General features: G+C 47.3%; 16 protein-coding genes and 1 other annotated feature. Of the genes, 13 read left to right on the top strand and 3 right to left on the bottom strand.

The features are described 5' to 3' along the window. The first annotated feature begins 19 nt into the window (after positions 1-19). Together tgt and yajC are read left to right on the top strand one after the other, a co-directional pair. A complete protein-coding gene (gene tgt, locus JNUCC21_RS14050; RefSeq protein ID WP_007408186.1) occupies positions 20-1,165 on the top strand; it encodes a tRNA guanosine(34) transglycosylase Tgt in 1,146 nt (381 codons plus the stop codon). Positions 1,166-1,195: 30 nt separating this feature from the next. Next, positions 1,196-1,456 (top strand): preprotein translocase subunit YajC, encoded by a 261-nt coding sequence (gene yajC / locus JNUCC21_RS14045; protein WP_012118091.1) that lies wholly within the window; start codon positions 1,196-1,198, stop codon positions 1,454-1,456. A 51-nt stretch (positions 1,457-1,507) separates the two neighbouring features. Here the strand turns inward: yajC and JNUCC21_RS14040 are convergent, their stop codons facing one another. Then, entirely contained in the window at positions 1,508-1,894 is a 387-nt protein-coding gene (locus JNUCC21_RS14040; RefSeq protein WP_003152697.1) for a TIGR04086 family membrane protein, read from the bottom strand. A 166-nt stretch (positions 1,895-2,060) separates the two neighbouring features. Between JNUCC21_RS14040 and JNUCC21_RS14035 the strand changes: the two genes are divergently transcribed. After that, complete coding sequence (locus JNUCC21_RS14035; RefSeq protein WP_003152699.1) at positions 2,061-2,717, top strand: DUF421 domain-containing protein; 657 nt, start codon at positions 2,061-2,063, stop codon at positions 2,715-2,717. A gap of 7 nt (positions 2,718-2,724) precedes the next feature. Here JNUCC21_RS14035 and spoVB read toward each other — a convergent pair whose 3' ends face one another. Next, a complete protein-coding gene (gene spoVB, locus JNUCC21_RS14030) occupies positions 2,725-4,281 on the bottom strand; it encodes a stage V sporulation protein B (protein WP_369878226.1) in 1,557 nt (518 codons plus the stop codon). A gap of 115 nt (positions 4,282-4,396) precedes the next feature. Here spoVB and JNUCC21_RS14025 point away from each other — a divergent pair, with 115 nt between their 5' ends. From JNUCC21_RS14025 to dtd, 8 genes are all read left to right on the top strand, one after another. Further along, on the top strand, positions 4,397-4,693 hold the full coding sequence (locus tag JNUCC21_RS14025) for a post-transcriptional regulator (protein ID WP_007408189.1): 297 nt from the start codon (positions 4,397-4,399) through the stop codon (positions 4,691-4,693). Between the two features lie 36 nt (positions 4,694-4,729). Further along, the gene (secDF, locus tag JNUCC21_RS14020; protein WP_072589407.1) at positions 4,730-6,949 is read left to right on the top strand and encodes a protein translocase subunit SecDF; all 2,220 of its coding nucleotides are present in this window, start codon (positions 4,730-4,732) and stop codon (positions 6,947-6,949) included. A gap of 131 nt (positions 6,950-7,080) precedes the next feature. Then, the gene (locus JNUCC21_RS14015) at positions 7,081-7,578 is read left to right on the top strand and encodes a cation:proton antiporter regulatory subunit (RefSeq protein WP_012118088.1); all 498 of its coding nucleotides are present in this window, start codon (positions 7,081-7,083) and stop codon (positions 7,576-7,578) included. Positions 7,579-7,641: 63 nt separating this feature from the next. Then, positions 7,642-7,968, top strand: a complete 327-nt coding sequence (locus tag JNUCC21_RS14010; protein WP_014418528.1) for a lipopolysaccharide assembly LapA domain-containing protein — start codon at positions 7,642-7,644, stop codon at positions 7,966-7,968. 55 nt (positions 7,969-8,023) lie between these two features. Further along, a complete protein-coding gene (recJ, locus tag JNUCC21_RS14005) occupies positions 8,024-10,384 on the top strand; it encodes a single-stranded-DNA-specific exonuclease RecJ (protein WP_072589406.1) in 2,361 nt (786 codons plus the stop codon). Between the two features lie 5 nt (positions 10,385-10,389). Beyond that, positions 10,390-10,902: an adenine phosphoribosyltransferase gene (locus JNUCC21_RS14000; RefSeq protein ID WP_003152714.1), complete on the top strand. Its 513-nt coding sequence runs from the start codon at positions 10,390-10,392 to the stop codon at positions 10,900-10,902. Positions 10,903-11,058: 156 nt separating this feature from the next. After that, positions 11,059-13,263 carry a GTP diphosphokinase gene (relA, locus tag JNUCC21_RS13995; protein WP_003152716.1) on the top strand — a complete coding sequence of 735 codons (2,205 nt, stop codon included), beginning with the start codon at positions 11,059-11,061 and terminating at the stop codon, positions 13,261-13,263. A 12-nt stretch (positions 13,264-13,275) separates the two neighbouring features. After that, positions 13,276-13,719 carry a D-aminoacyl-tRNA deacylase gene (dtd, locus tag JNUCC21_RS13990; RefSeq protein WP_007408194.1) on the top strand — a complete coding sequence of 148 codons (444 nt, stop codon included), beginning with the start codon at positions 13,276-13,278 and terminating at the stop codon, positions 13,717-13,719. 26 nt (positions 13,720-13,745) lie between these two features. Here the strand turns inward: dtd and JNUCC21_RS13985 are convergent, their stop codons facing one another. Next, positions 13,746-15,308 (bottom strand): SH3 domain-containing protein, encoded by a 1,563-nt coding sequence (locus JNUCC21_RS13985; protein WP_015240291.1) that lies wholly within the window; start codon positions 15,306-15,308, stop codon positions 13,746-13,748. 130 nt (positions 15,309-15,438) lie between these two features. On the opposite strand from JNUCC21_RS13985, the gene JNUCC21_RS13980 reads away from it, so the two are divergent. Both JNUCC21_RS13980 and hisS read left to right on the top strand, forming a co-directional pair. Beyond that, complete coding sequence (locus tag JNUCC21_RS13980; protein WP_020956141.1) at positions 15,439-15,609, top strand: YrzK family protein; 171 nt, start codon at positions 15,439-15,441, stop codon at positions 15,607-15,609. A 60-nt stretch (positions 15,610-15,669) separates the two neighbouring features. Further along, positions 15,670-15,902: a binding site (T-box leader), on the top strand. A gap of 63 nt (positions 15,903-15,965) precedes the next feature. Then, the gene (hisS, locus tag JNUCC21_RS13975) at positions 15,966-17,240 is read left to right on the top strand and encodes a histidine--tRNA ligase (RefSeq protein ID WP_012118082.1); all 1,275 of its coding nucleotides are present in this window, start codon (positions 15,966-15,968) and stop codon (positions 17,238-17,240) included. Positions 17,241-17,242 lie beyond the last annotated feature (2 nt).

The raw sequence follows: 17,242 nt of genomic DNA, 5'->3' as shown, positions 1-17,242 counted from the left end.
ACAGGAGGCCTCATACAAAGTGGCTGAACAACCGATACGTTATGAATTTATAAAGGAATGCAAACAAACGGGAGCGCGCCTGGGCAGAGTCCATACGCCCCACGGCTCCTTTGAGACGCCTGTATTTATGCCGGTCGGCACGCTTGCTACGGTAAAGACGATGTCTCCGGACGAGCTGAAATCTATGGATGCGGGCATTATTTTAAGCAATACGTACCATTTATGGCTCCGCCCGGGACACGACATTGTAAAAGAAGCGGGCGGGCTTCATAAGTTTATGAACTGGGACCGCGCGATTTTAACGGATTCCGGCGGTTTTCAGGTCTTTTCATTGAGCAAGTTTCGTAATATAGAAGAAGAAGGCGTTCATTTCCGCAATCACTTAAACGGAGACAAGCTGTTTTTATCTCCGGAAAAAGCGATGGAAATTCAAAACGCCCTCGGCTCTGATATCATGATGGCGTTTGATGAGTGTCCGCCGTATCCGGCAGAGTATGATTACATGAAACGCTCTGTGGAACGGACCAGCCGCTGGGCGGAACGCTGCCTGGAGGCGCACGGGCGCTCAGATGAGCAGGGGCTGTTCGGAATCGTACAGGGCGGAGAATACGAAGACCTGAGGACACAAAGTGCAAAAGACTTGGTTTCGCTTGATTTTCCGGGGTATGCCATAGGCGGATTATCTGTCGGCGAGCCGAAGCACGTCATGAACCGAGTGCTTGAGTTTACAACTCCGCTTTTACCGAAGGACAAGCCGAGATATTTAATGGGTGTGGGTTCACCGGATGCCTTAATTGACGGCGCCATCCGCGGCGTGGATATGTTTGACTGCGTACTGCCGACCCGGATTGCCCGAAACGGCACGGTGTTTACGAATGAAGGGCGTCTGAATATGAAAAACGCCAAATATGAGCGTGATTTCCGTCCGATTGATGAAGAGTGCAGCTGCCATACATGCAAAAATTACTCCCGCGCTTACATCAGACATTTGATCCGCTGTAATGAAACGTTTGGAATTCGATTAACAACTTACCATAACCTTCATTTTCTGTTACACTTAATGGAGCAGGTCAGACAAGCCATCCGGGAGGATCGTCTTGGTGATTTCCGAGAAGAGTTCTTTGAGCGTTACGGCTATAATAAGCCAAATGCGAAAAGCTTCTAAATAAAACCATTCTTGAAGGGAGGGAAACAGATGGGTACTTTAGGTACAATCGTTCCTATTATTTTAATGTTTGCAGTGCTTTATTTTCTGCTCATCCGTCCGCAGCAAAAGCAGCAGAAGGCCGTACGCCAGATGCAGGAAGAGCTGAAAAAAGGGGATTCAGTGGTGACAATCGGAGGATTGCACGGCACTGTTGAGTCAATTGATGAAAGCAAGGTCGTCATTAAAACAGGTGATAACACCCGTTTAACATTTGACCGCCGCGCAATCAGAGAAGCTTCCGCTGAATAACAGCGAAGCTCATACATACAAAAAAAGAGCGGAGAATCCGCTCTTTTTTTATTACGCTGATCTGCTTCCTTTCAAATTCACTCCGAAAATGCCGCCCAGCATACTGACTCCCAAAAAGCCGAGATGAAACAAAAGCTGACCGGATGTAAACGTTTTTCCGAACCCTAAATATTGAAACAGCAAGATGATTAATGAAAAACAGACGGCGGTTAACGCTCCGATCATCCAGCCTTTTTCCTTCGCTTTGCCGCCCGATATAAAACCGCCCGCAAATAAAGAAAGAAAAGAAAGCGCGGTGATCAGCCAGCTGAAAGATGATTCTTCCATTGAGGTAACCGTCAGTAAAAGCGAAATCGCCAAACTCGTAAGAAGCATCACCGCAAAGATAGCCACTAAGCCGTACAAGACGCCTCTTCCCACTTGTTTCGTTTCTTCCATTTTTATCTCCTCTCCGCTCTGCGGCCTGATATATGACAAGCCGGAGCCCGTCTTTTTCTAAATGTATTCTCTGAATGTTCGAATTAGACGTAAATGCATGATGTTCAGCCCGTTTCTTACATAATTCAGAGCCGATGGCAAATGCTATGACCGTTGGAGGTGCGATATGGAAGATATTTTCATTATTACGTTTCGTACGATTGTGCTTTATTTTATCATTCTTGTGATTTTCAGACTGATGGGAAAACGGGAAATCGGAGAACTGAGCATTTTAGACCTTGTCGTCTCCATTATGATTGCCGAGATTGCCGTATTGGCAATTGAAAATGTAAAAGATAAGCTTTTGCATACGATTGTGCCGATTGTCGTTTTAATGATTATTCAAGTAAGCCTTGCTTTTATTTCGCTCAAAAGCCAAAAAATACGGCAGCTGCTTGACGGAAAGCCCACCATTATTATAAAACAGGGGAAAATTGATGAACGGGCGATGAGATCGCAGCGCTACAATTTTGACGATCTTCTTATGCAGCTGAGGGAGAATAACATCGATAGAATCTCTGACGTGTCATATGCCATTTTGGAGTCTTCAGGCAAACTGTCGATCGTCAAAAAGAAAAACAATAAGGATAAGCAGATGGAAACATCGCTTATCGTTGACGGGGTCATTCAGAACGAGCATCTGGACAGAATCGGGAAAGATAAACACTGGCTCGAAAAAAATTTAGCAAAAAGAGGATATCGCGATCTTTCGGTTATATCATTCTGCACGTTTACGGACGGCGCTTTTTTTATTGATCTTAAAGATGAAAAAGGGGAGCCGTGAATCGGTTTCACCGCGTCACGAACTTGCCGATGACCGGAATCCGGATCAGCTCTTCCCTTTTAATCAGCCTGAATAACAGAAGAAGCGCTATATACAAAATCGCGGTCATTGCAATCCAGCCTGTGAGATTAACAGCCTCTGACCCTGAAAAATGAACGGTGTGCTTGATGATGCGGCTGACATAACCGCAAATGAATATGACGGCAAAACAGAGCGCGTATTCTTTTATTTTAATGCTGATCGGAAGCACCTTGCTTACGGTGGCCGCATGCAGCAGGGTGACAAGGACCATCCCCGTTACAATCGCAAGTGCGGCGCCCATGATGCCCAAGGAAGGCCTGGTCGCCAAAACAAAAATTAGGCCAGTTTTGACAGCGGCGCCGATAAAACTGTTCATCATGGCGGCCCCGGCTAAATTGAGAGCCTGCAGCACCGCCTGAAGGGGCCCCTGAAAATAGTAAAGCAGAAAAAACGGCGCCATCACTTTAACAAATACCGCCGCATTAGTTGATCCGTACATGACGGACATCAGTTCATCAGCGAAAGAGAATAAAATAACCACCGAAATGCCTCCGCTTAAAAGACACAGCCGCATCGCCTGTTCCAGACGGTATTCGACAACTTGCAGCTTTTTTTGCTCCATTCCTTCACTGATCGCAGGAACAAGCGCCGTTGACAGAGAATAGGTTATAAAGCTGGGCAGCGTCAAAACCGTCATGGCAAATCCGGTCAGCTCCCCGTACTGGCTGGTGGCGGCAGCGGTGGCCACTCCTGCAATCGCAAGGCTTTGCGCGACGACAATAGGTTCAAAAAACCAAGATAAATTTCCGATGAAGCGGCTTCCGGTTGTCGGGAGCGACACGCTCATCAGCTGGCGGAATGTTTCTTTTCCATTTGTGATCGACTTGAAAAATTGTTTTCTGATTCTGATTGTTTTATTTGCTTTAAAACAAATGAATAAATAAATAAGAGAGGCAAGCTCCCCGATGACAGACGAAATCATGGCTCCGGCTGCGGCATATTCAATCCCGTACGGCAGAAACACCGTCGTGCAGACCGCGACAAGTGAAATCCGCACGATCTGCTCAAGCACTTGGGATAATGCGAGCGGGTTCATATTCTGCCTGCCCTGAAAGTAACCGCGCAGCACGCTGGAGATCGCGATAATCGGCACGACGGGCGTAATCGCCAGAAGCGGGTAAACCGTGCGCTGATCCGTCAGCATCGTTTCGGACATAATCGGCGCAAAGCATAAAAACAGCGGCGTGAAGATGAGACTTAATATCCCGGTGACGGTAAGCGACATCACTAAAATATGTTTCATTTTCTGCCGGTCCCCCCGCGCGCTCGCTTCAGCGACAAGTTTGCTGATGGCAACGGGGAGGCCGAATTGAGTCAAAGTGGTGGCCAAGAAAAATGTCGGGGCAGCCATCATGTATAAACCGACCCCTTCTTCACCGATAAACCGGGCGATAACCACCCGGTTGACAAAGCCGAGCATTCTCGTAATCATCCCGGCTGCGATGAGAATAAGAGTGCCCCTTAAAAAAGTCTGTTTTGCCATTTTATAAACCCCTGCCTTCTCAAACTACCTGGAATCATATACAATAAAGATATGCGCCGATGTCGTCCGAGCATGACAAGTCTTCGAGAAAAATGGAAAAAGGAGCGAGCGCCCAGTGGAGAAACATCCCGCCGAAATGTACAAAGATCATTTGCGGCCTTTCTTGTACAGTAAACTTGAAGAGTTCAAAATCCTCGGATACGATGATGTTGAGCACGAGAGTTTATGGTCATACTTAATACATAAAAAGTGGAAACAGAAAAAGGAACTGCCGCTGCATGAATTGGCCGGTCATATTTTATCAGTTAAAATTGGCGATTTTATGAACTATGCAACCGTTGAAGCTTTTAAGTCGTCTAATTGGCTGGAAAGCGATGAGGGTCAGGAAGCTTTAGATGAACTGCTGAGATAATGATTTGACGGCATAGGTTTAAGGAGGAAATACATAATGAAAAAAGGACGCTTGATTGCGTTTTTCCTGATCGTATTATTGATCGGCACAGGGCTGGGGTATTTTACAAAACCGGCTGCCAATAATATTACGTTAGGATTGGATTTACGCGGCGGGTTTGAAGTTCTGTACGATGTGCAGCCCGTCAAAAAAGGCGATAAAATCACAAAAGACGTGCTCGTCAGCACGGTGCAGGCGCTGAACCGCCGGGCTAACGTTCTCGGCGTAAGCGAGCCGAACATTCAGATTGAAGGAAATAACCGCATCCGCGTACAGCTGGCGGGCGTCACGAATCAGAACAGGGCGCGCGAAATTCTGTCAACGGAAGCGCAGCTCTCGTTCAGGGATACGAATGATAAAGAGCTGTTAAACGGCTCTGATCTCGTGGAAAACGGCGCGAAGCAAACCTTTGATCCGACGACGAACGAACCGATTGTCAGCGTTAAGCTGAAGGATGCGGATAAGTTCGGCGAAGTGACGAAAAAAGTCAAGAAAATGGCGCCTAATAATCAGCTTGTGATCTGGCTTGATTACCAAAAAGGCGATTCATTTAAAAAAGAAGTCGGCAAAAAACATCCGAAATATGTATCCGCTCCGAATGTGAGCCAGGAATTAAACACGAAGGATGTCACAATTGAAGGCCAGTTTACCGTTCAAAAAGCGAAGGACTTGGCCAATATTTTAAACGCGGGCGCGCTGCCTGTGAAACTGACCGAAAAATACTCTACTTCAGTAGGGGCGCAATTCGGACAGCAGGCTTTGCATGATACGGTAGAGGCCGGCATCATCGGTATTGCAATTGTTTTCTTATTTATGCTGCTTTATTACAGACTGCCTGGACTCATAGCGGTAATTACGCTTTCTGTATACGTATATATTACGCTTCAAGTGTTTGACTGGATGCAGGCGGTGCTGACGCTTCCGGGTATTGCGGCGCTCATTTTGGGTGTCGGGATGGCGGTTGACGCCAACATCATCACCTATGAACGGATAAAAGAAGAACTGAAACTCGGCAAATCCGTCCGCTCAGCTTTCCGTTCAGGGAACAGACGGTCATTCGCGACGATTTTCGATGCGAACATTACAACGATCATCGCAGCGGTCGTGCTCTTTATTTTCGGGACAAGCTCTGTAAAAGGGTTTGCGACGATGCTGATTCTGTCAATTCTGACAAGCTTTATTACAGCTGTCTTCCTTTCAAGATTCCTGCTCGCCCTTCTTGTGGAAAGCAGATGGCTTGACCGGAAAAAAAGCTGGTTCGGCGTCAAGAAAAAACACATTATGGATATTCAGAAGACCGACGAAAATACTGAACCGCATACGGCATTCCAAAAATGGGATTTCACGAGCAAGCGAAAATATTTCTTTATTTTCTCAAGCGCTGTAACCATTGCGGGAATTATCATCTTAATGGTCTTTAAACTCAACCTGGGAATCGATTTTGCAAGCGGCGCACGGATTGACGTGCAGAGCAATCATGCATTGACGGCGCAGCAGGTTGAAAAGGACTTTGACTCTCTCGGCATGGATCCGGAAAACATCGTGCTTTCTGGTAAAGAGAACCATGTTGCCGCGGCCCGGTTTGTCGGAGAGCCATCTAAAGAAAAAATCGCTGAAATCAAAACGTACTTTAAGGACAAATACGGATCTGAACCGAACGTCAGCACGGTATCGCCGACAGTCGGAAAAGAACTGGCCCGTAATGCTTTATATGCTGTCGCCATTGCATCAATCGGCATCATTATTTACGTATCAATACGTTTCGAGTACAGAATGGCTATCGCCGCGATTGTATCCCTGCTGTATGACGCTTTCTTTATCGTCGCGTTTTTCAGCATTACAAGGCTGGAGGTCGATGTCACCTTTATCGCCGCTATTCTCACCATAATCGGTTACTCGATAAATGATACGATCGTTACATTTGACCGGATACGCGAGCAGATGAAAAAACGTAAGCCGAAGTCATTTGCCGATCTGGAACATATCGTGAATCTGAGCTTGCAGCAAACCTTTACACGTTCGATCAATACGGTCTTGACCGTTGTGATTGTTGTCGTCGTGCTGCTCATTTTGGGCTCATCGTCAATTACAAACTTCTCCGTCGCTTTATTGGTCGGTTTATTGACGGGCGTTTATTCCTCTCTTTACATCGCCGCGCAGCTGTGGCTTGTATGGAAAGGTAAAGAATTTAAAGGGAAAAAATCAATCGAAGAGTAAAATGGGAACAGGCTGTCTTCCGGAAGGCAGCCTGTTTTTTCAGGCCGCATTGAACTTAAAACCTGCATTTGCTATAATGACATACGCTTACATAATCAATCATCATTGTAAAAACATGTAGGAGGGTTCTTATGAACGTTCGTGAGTCGGAGCTTCCGGGCATCGGCCAGAAAGTAGAAGTCATTACGAAAAATCACGATAAAATCAGTATTATTCTTCATGATGACGGCAGAAAAGAGCTCTATTACTTCGATGAGAATGATCATGACGAATGCTTGGCATCCGTTGAATTTAACGACGAAGAGGCGAGGCAGATTTCCGCTATTTTAGGCGGTATGACGTATAAGCCGAAAGCGCTGGAATCTGTGGAAGTTGCGCTTGATGACCTCGTCATTGAGTGGTTTAAAGCCGAATCTCATGCACCGGCTGTCAGCCGTACAATCGGAGATTTGGAGATCAAGAAACATTACAACGTCCAGATTATTGCGATCGTAAAGAAAAACCGGCAAAAACAGCTGAGCCCCGGCATTGATACCGTAATTGAAGAAGGGGACACCCTCGTCATATCGGGAGAAAGGAGCGGACTGAAAAAGCTGGTCCGCGAGCAGTTAACGGCCCGGATTTCCTGAGACCGGGGTTTACTCCCGGGAAAATGGGGGAAAAGATAAGAATGAACAATTGGGGGCAGACGCATGAATAAACAATGGACTATTATATTCGCTTTACTATTTACTTTGATTGTCGCCATCTTTGCTGTCATTAACGTGCGGGCGGTTGAGGTTGATTATCTGTTCGGAACCGCTGAATGGCCGCTGATTTTAGTCATTTTAGGCTCTGTGTTAATGGGAGCGCTGATCGTGTTTTCGGCCGGTATCTTTCAAGTGATGAAGCTGAAGCGCGAAATTAAAATGCTGCGGAAAGAAAACAGATCCGCAGGTGAATTGACGGCTGATTCGGACGGCCAAAAAACAGCCGCGCCGCCGGAAGAAATGCTTGAAGAGAAAAAAGGATCAGAATAACATTTGAAACCCCTCAGTCCGCTCTAGTATAATAGGGTGGTTGAGGGGTGAATTTATGTTAGCGTCAAAAATGCGCTGGGAAATCCAGCAGCCGGATCAGGAAAAAGTCAAATCACTCACAGAACAATTGGACATAACACCTCTTGTGGCATCACTGCTTGTAAAAAGAGGTTTTGATACTGCCGAAAGCGCAAGGCTGTTTTTACATACAAAGGATGCAGACTTTTATGACCCGTATGAATTAAAGGGAATGCGGGAAGCAGTTGATCGGATAAAACTGGCGGTTTCTCAAGGGGAACCGATTATGATTTACGGAGATTACGATGCAGACGGCGTTACAAGCACGTCGGTGATGCTGACGGCACTCAGACAGCTGTCGGCGGACGTTGACTTTTATATTCCCGACCGTTTCACAGAAGGCTACGGCCCGAATGAACAAGCTTTCCGCTCCATAAAAGAGCGGGGATTTTCGCTGATCATTACAGTGGATACGGGAATCGCCGCCGTCCATGAAGCTGAAGTCGCAAAAGAGCTGGGCTTAGACGTCATTATTACCGACCACCATGAGCCGGGACCCGAGCTTCCTGACGTATTTGCGATCATCCACCCGAAGCAGCCGGGCTGCGGCTATCCGTTTAAAGAATTGGCCGGCGTCGGTGTGGCGTTTAAGCTTGCCCACGCGCTTACGGGTTCTTTGCCGGAAGCTATGCTGGACTTGGCGGCAATCGGTACGGTTGCAGATCTGGTGCCTCTTCATGATGAAAACAGATTAATTGCGTCACTCGGAATCGAAAGGCTTCGGACGACAAATCGGCCGGGCCTCAAAGCCCTGATTAAGCTTTCCGGCGGAGATATCGGACAAGCTGATGAGGAAACGATCGGATTTCAGGTCGCGCCAAGGCTCAATGCCGTCGGAAGAATAGAACAGGCCGATCCCGCCGTCCATCTGCTGATGACCGAAGATCAGTTTGAAGCGGAGGAACTGGCTTCGGATATTGACCGGCTGAATAAAGAGCGGCAGAAAATGGTGAAAACCATGACCGAAGAGGCTGTTGAAATGGTTCAGCAGCAAGGCGGAAACCCGTCTGCCATTGTAGTGGCAAAAGCCGGCTGGAACCCGGGAGTCGTCGGTATTGTCGCATCGAAGCTGGCTGAACGTTTTTACCGGCCCGCTGTTGTGCTTGGGATAGATGAGGAGCAGGGAATCGCTAAAGGGTCGGCGCGAAGCATCAGAGGCTTCAACCTGTTTACGAGCCTTTCACAGTGCAGAGACATTCTTCCTCATTTCGGCGGGCATCCGATGGCGGCAGGAATGACGTTGAAGGCTGAAGATGTGGCGGAATTAAGGGACAGGCTGAATCAAATGGCTGAAGAAACCCTTACGGAAGAGGATTTTATTCCCGTTCAGGAGGTTGATCTTGTCTGCGGCGTTGAAGACATAACCGTTGAAAGCATTACAGAATTGAATATGCTGTCGCCGTTCGGCATGCTTAACCCTAAACCGCATGTGATGGTGAAAAATGCGGTGCTTGATGATGTGCGCCTGATCGGAGCGAATAAAAACCACGTGAAAATGACGGTAAAAAGTGATTCCGCCGTCCTTGACTGTGTCGGCTTTAACAAAGGAGAGCTTGAAGCCGGAGTTGTCCCCGGATCAACGATTTCCATTGTCGGCGAGATGTCTATTAATGAATGGAACAACAGAAAGAAGCCCCAGCTGATGATTAAAGACGCTGCGGTGCCGGAATGGCAGCTTTTTGATATCAGGGGCAAGCGGACGTGGGAAGACACGGTCACCGCGCTGCCGAAGGAAAAACGGGTGCTCATCAGCTTTAACGAAAAAACCGCTCAGAAGCTCCATGCAAAAGAGCTGTCGGGCGAGCTGGCCGGTATCACTTCGGAATCCGAGGCGGAAGCTCTCCAGCTTGACGGAAAATATGCCGTTTTTCTGGATGTGCCGCCGTCAGCGGATCGCCTGCAGCATTTGCTTGACGGAAAGAAGCCGGAACGGATTTATTTTGTTTTTATCAATCATGAAGAACATTTCCTGTCCTCATTTCCATCGCGGAATGATTTCAAGTGGTTTTACGCATTTCTCTTGAAAAGGGGCGCTTTTGACTTCGGCAAGCATGGTTCAGAGCTTGCGAGACACAGAGGATGGTCAATTGACACAATCAATTTCATGACAAAGGTGTTTTTTGATCTCGGTTTTGTTAAAATAGAAGGTGGTGTGCTGTCTGTCGTGAGCGGCGCGAAAAAACGCGACCTGGCAGATTCGCAAACCTATCAGGTAAAACAGCAGCTGATGGAATTAGACCAGAAGCTCAATTATTCCGCAGCCCATGAGCTGAAGGAATGGCTGAATAAGCTGATGAACCAAGGTTCAGAAGCTTATGAAAGTACGAGGAGGACATAGAACAGATGGATCTTAAAAAATACGTAACAATTGTGCCCGATTACCCGAAAGAAGGCGTACAATTTAAAGATATTACGACATTGATGGACAAAGGCGACGTATATCGTTACGCCACTGACCAAATTGTTGAATATGCAAAAGAAAAAGAAATTGATTTAGTTGTCGGGCCTGAAGCGCGCGGCTTTATTATCGGCTGTCCGGTTGCATACGCTCTCGGAGTCGGCTTTGCGCCGGTTCGGAAAGAAGGAAAACTTCCGCGTGAGGTCATTAAAGTCGATTACGGTTTGGAGTACGGAAAAGACGTACTGACGATTCATAAAGATGCAATTCTGCCGGGACAGCGCGTGCTGATTACTGATGACTTGCTTGCAACAGGCGGCACGATCGAAGCAACAATTAAGCTGGTCGAAGAACTGGGCGGCGTTGTAGCCGGTATTGCGTTCTTAATCGAGCTTTCTTACCTTGACGGCAGAGACAAGCTTGACGATTACGATATTTTAACATTAATGAAATATTAACCGCATATGGAAAAAAGCACTCGTGTCAGGGTGCTTTTTCCTATTATTTCATCATCCTGACAGATTCTTTAGGTGTTTTGAACTTCTGCCCTTTACATCTCTCGTTTTTTTCTTGATAATAAACTAATACAGTTTACATTTAAAAAAGGTGATTCCATGGCGAACGAACAAGTATTGACTGCCGAGCAAGTAATAGATAAAGCGCGCACTTATCTGCCGGAGGAGCAGATTGCGTTTGTTGAGAAAGCTTACCTGTATGCGCAAAACGCGCATCGCGAACAGTACCGCAAATCAGGTGAGCCGTACATCATTCATCCGATTCAGGTGGCGGGGATCCTCGTCGATCTGGAAATGGACCCTTCCACAATTGCGGGCGGATTTCTGCATGATGTGGTAGAGGACACGGATGTCACCCTCGACGACCTGAAGGAAGCATTTTCTGAAGAAGTGGCGATGCTTGTCGACGGCGTGACGAAGCTCGGTAAAATTAAGTATAAATCTCAAGAGGAGCAGCAGGCGGAAAACCATCGAAAAATGTTTGTCGCTATGGCTCAGGATATCAGAGTCATATTGATCAAGCTGGCGGATCGCCTTCACAATATGCGGACGTTAAAGCATCTTCCGCAGGAAAAGCAGCGGAGAATTTCAAATGAGACGCTGGAAATTTTCGCTCCGCTGGCCCATCGGCTCGGGATTTCTAAAATCAAATGGGAGCTGGAAGACACCGCTCTCCGTTATTTGAATCCTCAGCAATATTACAGAATCGTCAACCTCATGAAGAAAAAGCGCGCGGAACGCGAACTTTATGTCGAAGAGGTTGTCAATGAAGTGAAAAAACGCGTCGAAGAAGTGAATATCAAAGCGGACTTTTCAGGACGTCCGAAGCACATCTACAGCATTTACCGCAAGATGGCGCTGCAAAATAAACAGTTCAATGAAATATATGATCTGCTCGCCGTCCGTATTCTTGTCGGAAGCATTAAAGACTGCTACGCCGTACTCGGCATTATTCACACGTGCTGGAAGCCGATGCCGGGCAGATTCAAAGATTATATTGCAATGCCTAAGCCGAATATGTATCAGTCCCTGCATACGACCGTAATCGGGCCTAAAGGCGATCCGCTGGAAGTGCAGATCAGAACATTTGAGATGCATGAGATCGCTGAATACGGGGTGGCCGCACACTGGGCATATAAAGAAGGCAAGGCTGCAAACGAAGAAGCGACATTTGAGAAAAAACTGTCCTGGTTCCGTGAAATTCTGGAATTCCAAAACGAGTCTACCGATGCGGAAGAATTTATGGAATCGCTGAAAATCGATCTGTTTTCTGACATGGTATACGTATTTACGCCAAAAGGCGATGTCATTGAACTGCCGTCAGGCTCTGTGCCGATTGATTTTTCCTACAGGATCCACTCGGAGATCGGCAACAAAACAATCGGGGCGAAAGTGAACGGAAAAATGGTGACGCTTGACCATAAGCTCCGGACGGGCGACATCGTCGAGATTCTGACGTCCAAGCATTCATACGGTCCGAGTCAAGACTGGGTCAAACTGGCGCAGACGTCCCAGGCGAAACACAAAATCCGCCAATTCTTTAAGAAACAGCGCCGTGAAGAAAACGTCGAAAAAGGCCGTGAGCTTGTCGAGAAAGAAATTAAAAATCTTGATTTTGAAGTGAAAGATGTTTTAACACTCGAAAATCTTCAAAAAGTTGCCGACAAGTTCAATTTCTCAAATGAAGAGGATATGTACGCGGCGGTCGGGTATAACGGCATTACCGCTCTTCAGGTGGCCAACAGGCTCACCGAAAAAGAACGGAAGCTGCGTGACCAGGAAGAGCAGGAAAAAATCGTTCAGGAAGTCACTTCCGAGCCGAAACATTATCCGCAAGGGAGAAAACGGGAAGCGGGTGTGCGCGTAAAAGGCATTGACAACCTTCTCGTCCGCTTGTCGAAATGCTGCAACCCGGTGCCGGGCGACCATATCGTCGGTTTTATTACAAAAGGGCGCGGTGTATCCGTTCACCGGGATGACTGTCCGAACGTCAAAACGAATGAAGCGCAGGAACGTCTGATCCCCGTTGAATGGGAGCATGAATCACAGGTTCAAAGACGCAAAGAATATAACGTTGAGATTGAGATTTTGGGGTATGACCGTCTCGGGCTTTTAAATGAGGTGCTCCAAGCCGTAAATGAAACGAAAACCAACATCTCCTCTGTCTCCGGCAAATCCGACCGCAATAAAGTCGCTACGATTCATATGGCGATTTTTATTCAAAACATCAATCATCTGCATAAAGTGGTCGAGCGGATTAAGCAGATCAGAGACATCTATTCAGTCCGCCGGGTAATGAACTAAAAGGAGCTTGCTATGAAATTAGTTGTTCAGCGTGTAACAGAAGCGAGTGTGACGGTTGACGGCGCTGTTGCCGGCCGGATCGGACCCGGTATTATGGCGCTTGTCGGCATCACTCATGAAGATACAGAAGAAGATGCCGCTTACTTGGCGGATAAAATCGTGAATCTTCGGATTTTTGATGATGAAAGCGGCAAGATGAATTTATCGCTTTTGGATACGGGCGGGGAGATTTTATCCGTTTCACAGTTTACGCTTTACGGCGAAACGAAGAAAGGGAGACGCCCGAATTTTATGAATGCGGCTAAACCGGATCAGGCTGTGCTCCTTTATGAAAAGTGGAACGAACTCCTTCGGGAAAAAGGAGTCAAAGTGGAAACCGGAATATTCGGAGCCATGATGGATGTTCAGCTGACGAATTCCGGGCCGATTACATTGATTATGGATTCTAAACAATAAAAAAGCTGCCGTTCGGCAGCTTTTTTTTATGATTGAAAATAATGTTCCAATCCGCTTTCAATTCCGTCTGTCACTTTTTCCTGATAAGAGCCGCTATGTATGATTGTTTCTTCTTGCGGTTGACTGAGATAGCCGAGCTCATACAGCATGGCAGGCCGTTTATTTTCCCTCAGGACGTAATAATCGCCAAACAGAACGCCGCGATCCGGGATAGGGGAACGCTTCACTACTTCAGAATGGACGTCTGAGGCAAGCTGGCGATCCTTAGACGGACTGTAATAATAAGCCGTGCTTCCCCGTGTTGACGTATCGGCATAGCTGTCATAGTGAATGCTGATAAAGGCATCCGCATTCCGGTAATGAGAGGTTGAAACCCTAGCCTGCAGGCTGATAAAAGTATCATCCTGTCTGGTGATATACACGTTTGCACCGGCCGCCCGCAATTTTTGGGCCAGCAGCTTAGCGGTTTTAATGGTTACGTTTTTCTCAAACTTTCCGGAGTAGCCGATCGTTCCGCTGTCTTTTCCTCCGTGTCCGGGATCAACGACGATCGTTTTGTTTTTAAGTGAGCCGCTGCCGCCTGACGTGTCGGGAGAAGGTGCTTCACCTGTTTCCTCACCGCTTTTTGACGTTTGTACGACCCAGTTTGCCACATATGCGGTTTGTCCGTTTTCAAGCCGGACTTCATACCATTTGCCGCTTGAGCCGACAATCGGGTAGGCTGCGCCTTTATCTGCTCTTTTTACGATAGAAGCGGAAGTCGAGGCCGAGCTCCTTAAGTTGGTGCCGCCGTAAACAATATACGCTTTTTTCGAGGAGCCTGAGCCCGCAGAACCGTCTCCCGAGCCGGATGCGCTGTCCGATGAGTCAGAATCCTTTATGATGTAGTGGCTTGCTGCCCAGCCTTTTTGCCCGTTTGCTTCAATTTTCAGCCAGCCGTGGTCTTCACTTAAGATGGAAACCTTTGTTCCGCGTGATAATTTAGTCATAATCGCTGAATCATGTGACGCTGCACTTCTGACATTCAATGAAGAAACGCCGACAGTCCCGTTTTTTGACCCGCTTCGGGCCGAAGTTGCTTTCGTATCCGATCCGCCGCTGTCCGCGGTGACGTATTCGGAAGAAACCCATCCGGTTGTGCCTTGATAAGAAATGTTCACCCATCCGCTGTTCTTGTCCAGCACGGATGCATGTGCGCCTTGCGGAAGTTTGCCGATGACTTCATATGATGTCCCCGGGCCTTTTCTGATGCGGAGGTCAGGATCGGTGGAAGTGACCGTTCCGCTTGTTGCGGATGAATGGTCTGCTCCTCCGGCTGTTTTTGATATCAGCCAGGAAACGACCCATCCGGTTTTACCGGGGCTCAGCTGAAGCTGCACCCAGTCTCCCTCTTCTTTAGCGATCGGGTATCTTTCCCCTTTTTTTACTTCAGCCTTAATTCCATAGCTCAGGCCGGGACCGCCTCTGACATTGATCTTGTCTGTCGCGATGACCGCTTCTCCCTCTGCGGCGATTGCGGTGTGGAATGACGGAAGAAGCGCTGTGATGATGACGCCGCATAAAATAAGAGCAAGAGTTCTCTTCTTCATGGCTGTCCTCCTTTCTGAACTAACTAAAATACATTCTTGTATAATATCGTATTTTCCTTGCTGAATGTTAAATAAAAATAAAATGGTTTGTTTATACTAGTCATAAATACAGCGAAAAGGTGTGCAAATCATGAAATATCAACCAAAAATGGGACGCGCGCTGCACGATGCGGAAGGAAATCTGCACTTCAGTGATCAGAGCGATAGAGAAAAGGCGGGTTTTCTTGAAGAGACGGCGACGGAGTTCGGTCTTTTATCGAAAGATGCGGTCGCAAGGAAAAACAGACGGAATAAAACTTGACAGGGGAGTGCAATCCCATTATTATAATAGAAATTGATGTACATAAGTCATGATAACGATTTTGAACCGATAATGGAGAAGAGTAGGTCAGAATGCATGGAGAAGAGAGGAACCGTCCCGGGCTGAAAGCGGATCCGCACTGCATCTTTCTCGAAACAACACTCCGGAGGTTCCCTGCTGAACGCTTTTGTAAGTCATTAGGCAGCGGACGTGAACCTGCGTTAAAGGTCAGAGCGGGGATGCTTCGGCATTCCAACTAGGGTGGCACCACGGGTATAACTCTCGTCCCTACTATACATGTATAGTAGGAGCGGGAGTTTTTTTATTTGAAGAAAGACATTAAGGAGGCCTGTAACATGGCATATCACATTCCAAGAGGCACACAGGACATACTGCCGGGTGAATCAGACAGATGGCAGTTCGTCGAACAAATTATGAGGGAGACGTGCCGCACTTATCAATATAAAGAAATCCGCACGCCGATCTTCGAACATACGGAATTGTTCGCAAGAGGCGTCGGTGAGTCTACAGATATCGTGCAGAAAGAAATGTACACGTTTGAAGACCGTAAAGGGAGAAGCCTGACGCTTCGGCCGGAAGGAACAGCCGCCGCAGTCCGCGCGTTCAATGAAAATAAATTATTTGCGAACCCGGTGCAGCCGACGAAGCTTTATTATGTCGGACCGATGTTCCGTTACGAACGTCCGCAGACGGGGCGTTTCCGCCAATTCTATCAATTCGGAATTGAAGCGATCGGCTCCAAAGATCCGGCCGTGGATGCAGAAGTCATTGCGCTTGCGATGAGTATTTACCGTAAAGCCGGTTTGAAACATGTCAAGCTTGTGCTGAACAGCCTTGGTGACCAGGACAGCCGCAAATCCTACCGGGAGGCGCTCGTCAAACATTTTGAACCGCGCATCGGAGAGTTTTGCTCAGACTGCCAGTCGCGCCTGCACACAAACCCGCTCAGAATTCTTGACTGCAAGAAAGACAGAGAGCATGAACTGATGAAAACGGCTCCGTCCATTCTTGATTACTTAAATGAAGAATCAGCCGCTTATTTTGAAAAAGTAAAACAATACTTAAACGATCTCGGCATCCCGTTCGAAATAGATCCGAACCTTGTCAGAGGGCTTGATTATTATAACCATACCGCTTTTGAAATTATGAGCAATGCCGAAGGATTCGGAGCGATTACAACACTTGCCGGCGGGGGCCGCTATGACGGGCTTGTTGAACAGATCGGCGGACCTGAGGCGCCGGGTATCGGATTTGCGATGAGCATCGAACGTCTGCTGGCAGCCATTGACGCTGAGAAAACAGAGCTTCCCGTCAATCAGGGGATTGACTGCTACATCGTGACGCTCGGAGAAAAAGCGAAGGATTATTCCGTTTCCCTCGTGTACAAACTGAGAGAAGCGGGCATCTCAAGTGAAATCGATTATGAAAATAAAAAGATGAAGGGCCAATTTAAAACAGCTGACCGTCTCGGCGCACGTTTTATTGCGATTTTAGGGGAAGATGAACTTGCCCAAAATAAAATCAATGTAAAAGATGCGGAAACAGGAGAGCAGCGTGAAGTGGTGTTAGACGAGCTGATACAAGTGTTAAAGGCAGATCAAAAGCAGTGAAG

Origin of the sequence: Bacillus sp. JNUCC-21 (genome assembly GCF_041222765.1) — a bacterium.
GTDB lineage: Bacteria > Bacillota > Bacilli > Bacillales > Bacillaceae > Bacillus > Bacillus velezensis.
This window is presented reverse-complemented; position numbering and strand designations above follow the sequence as displayed.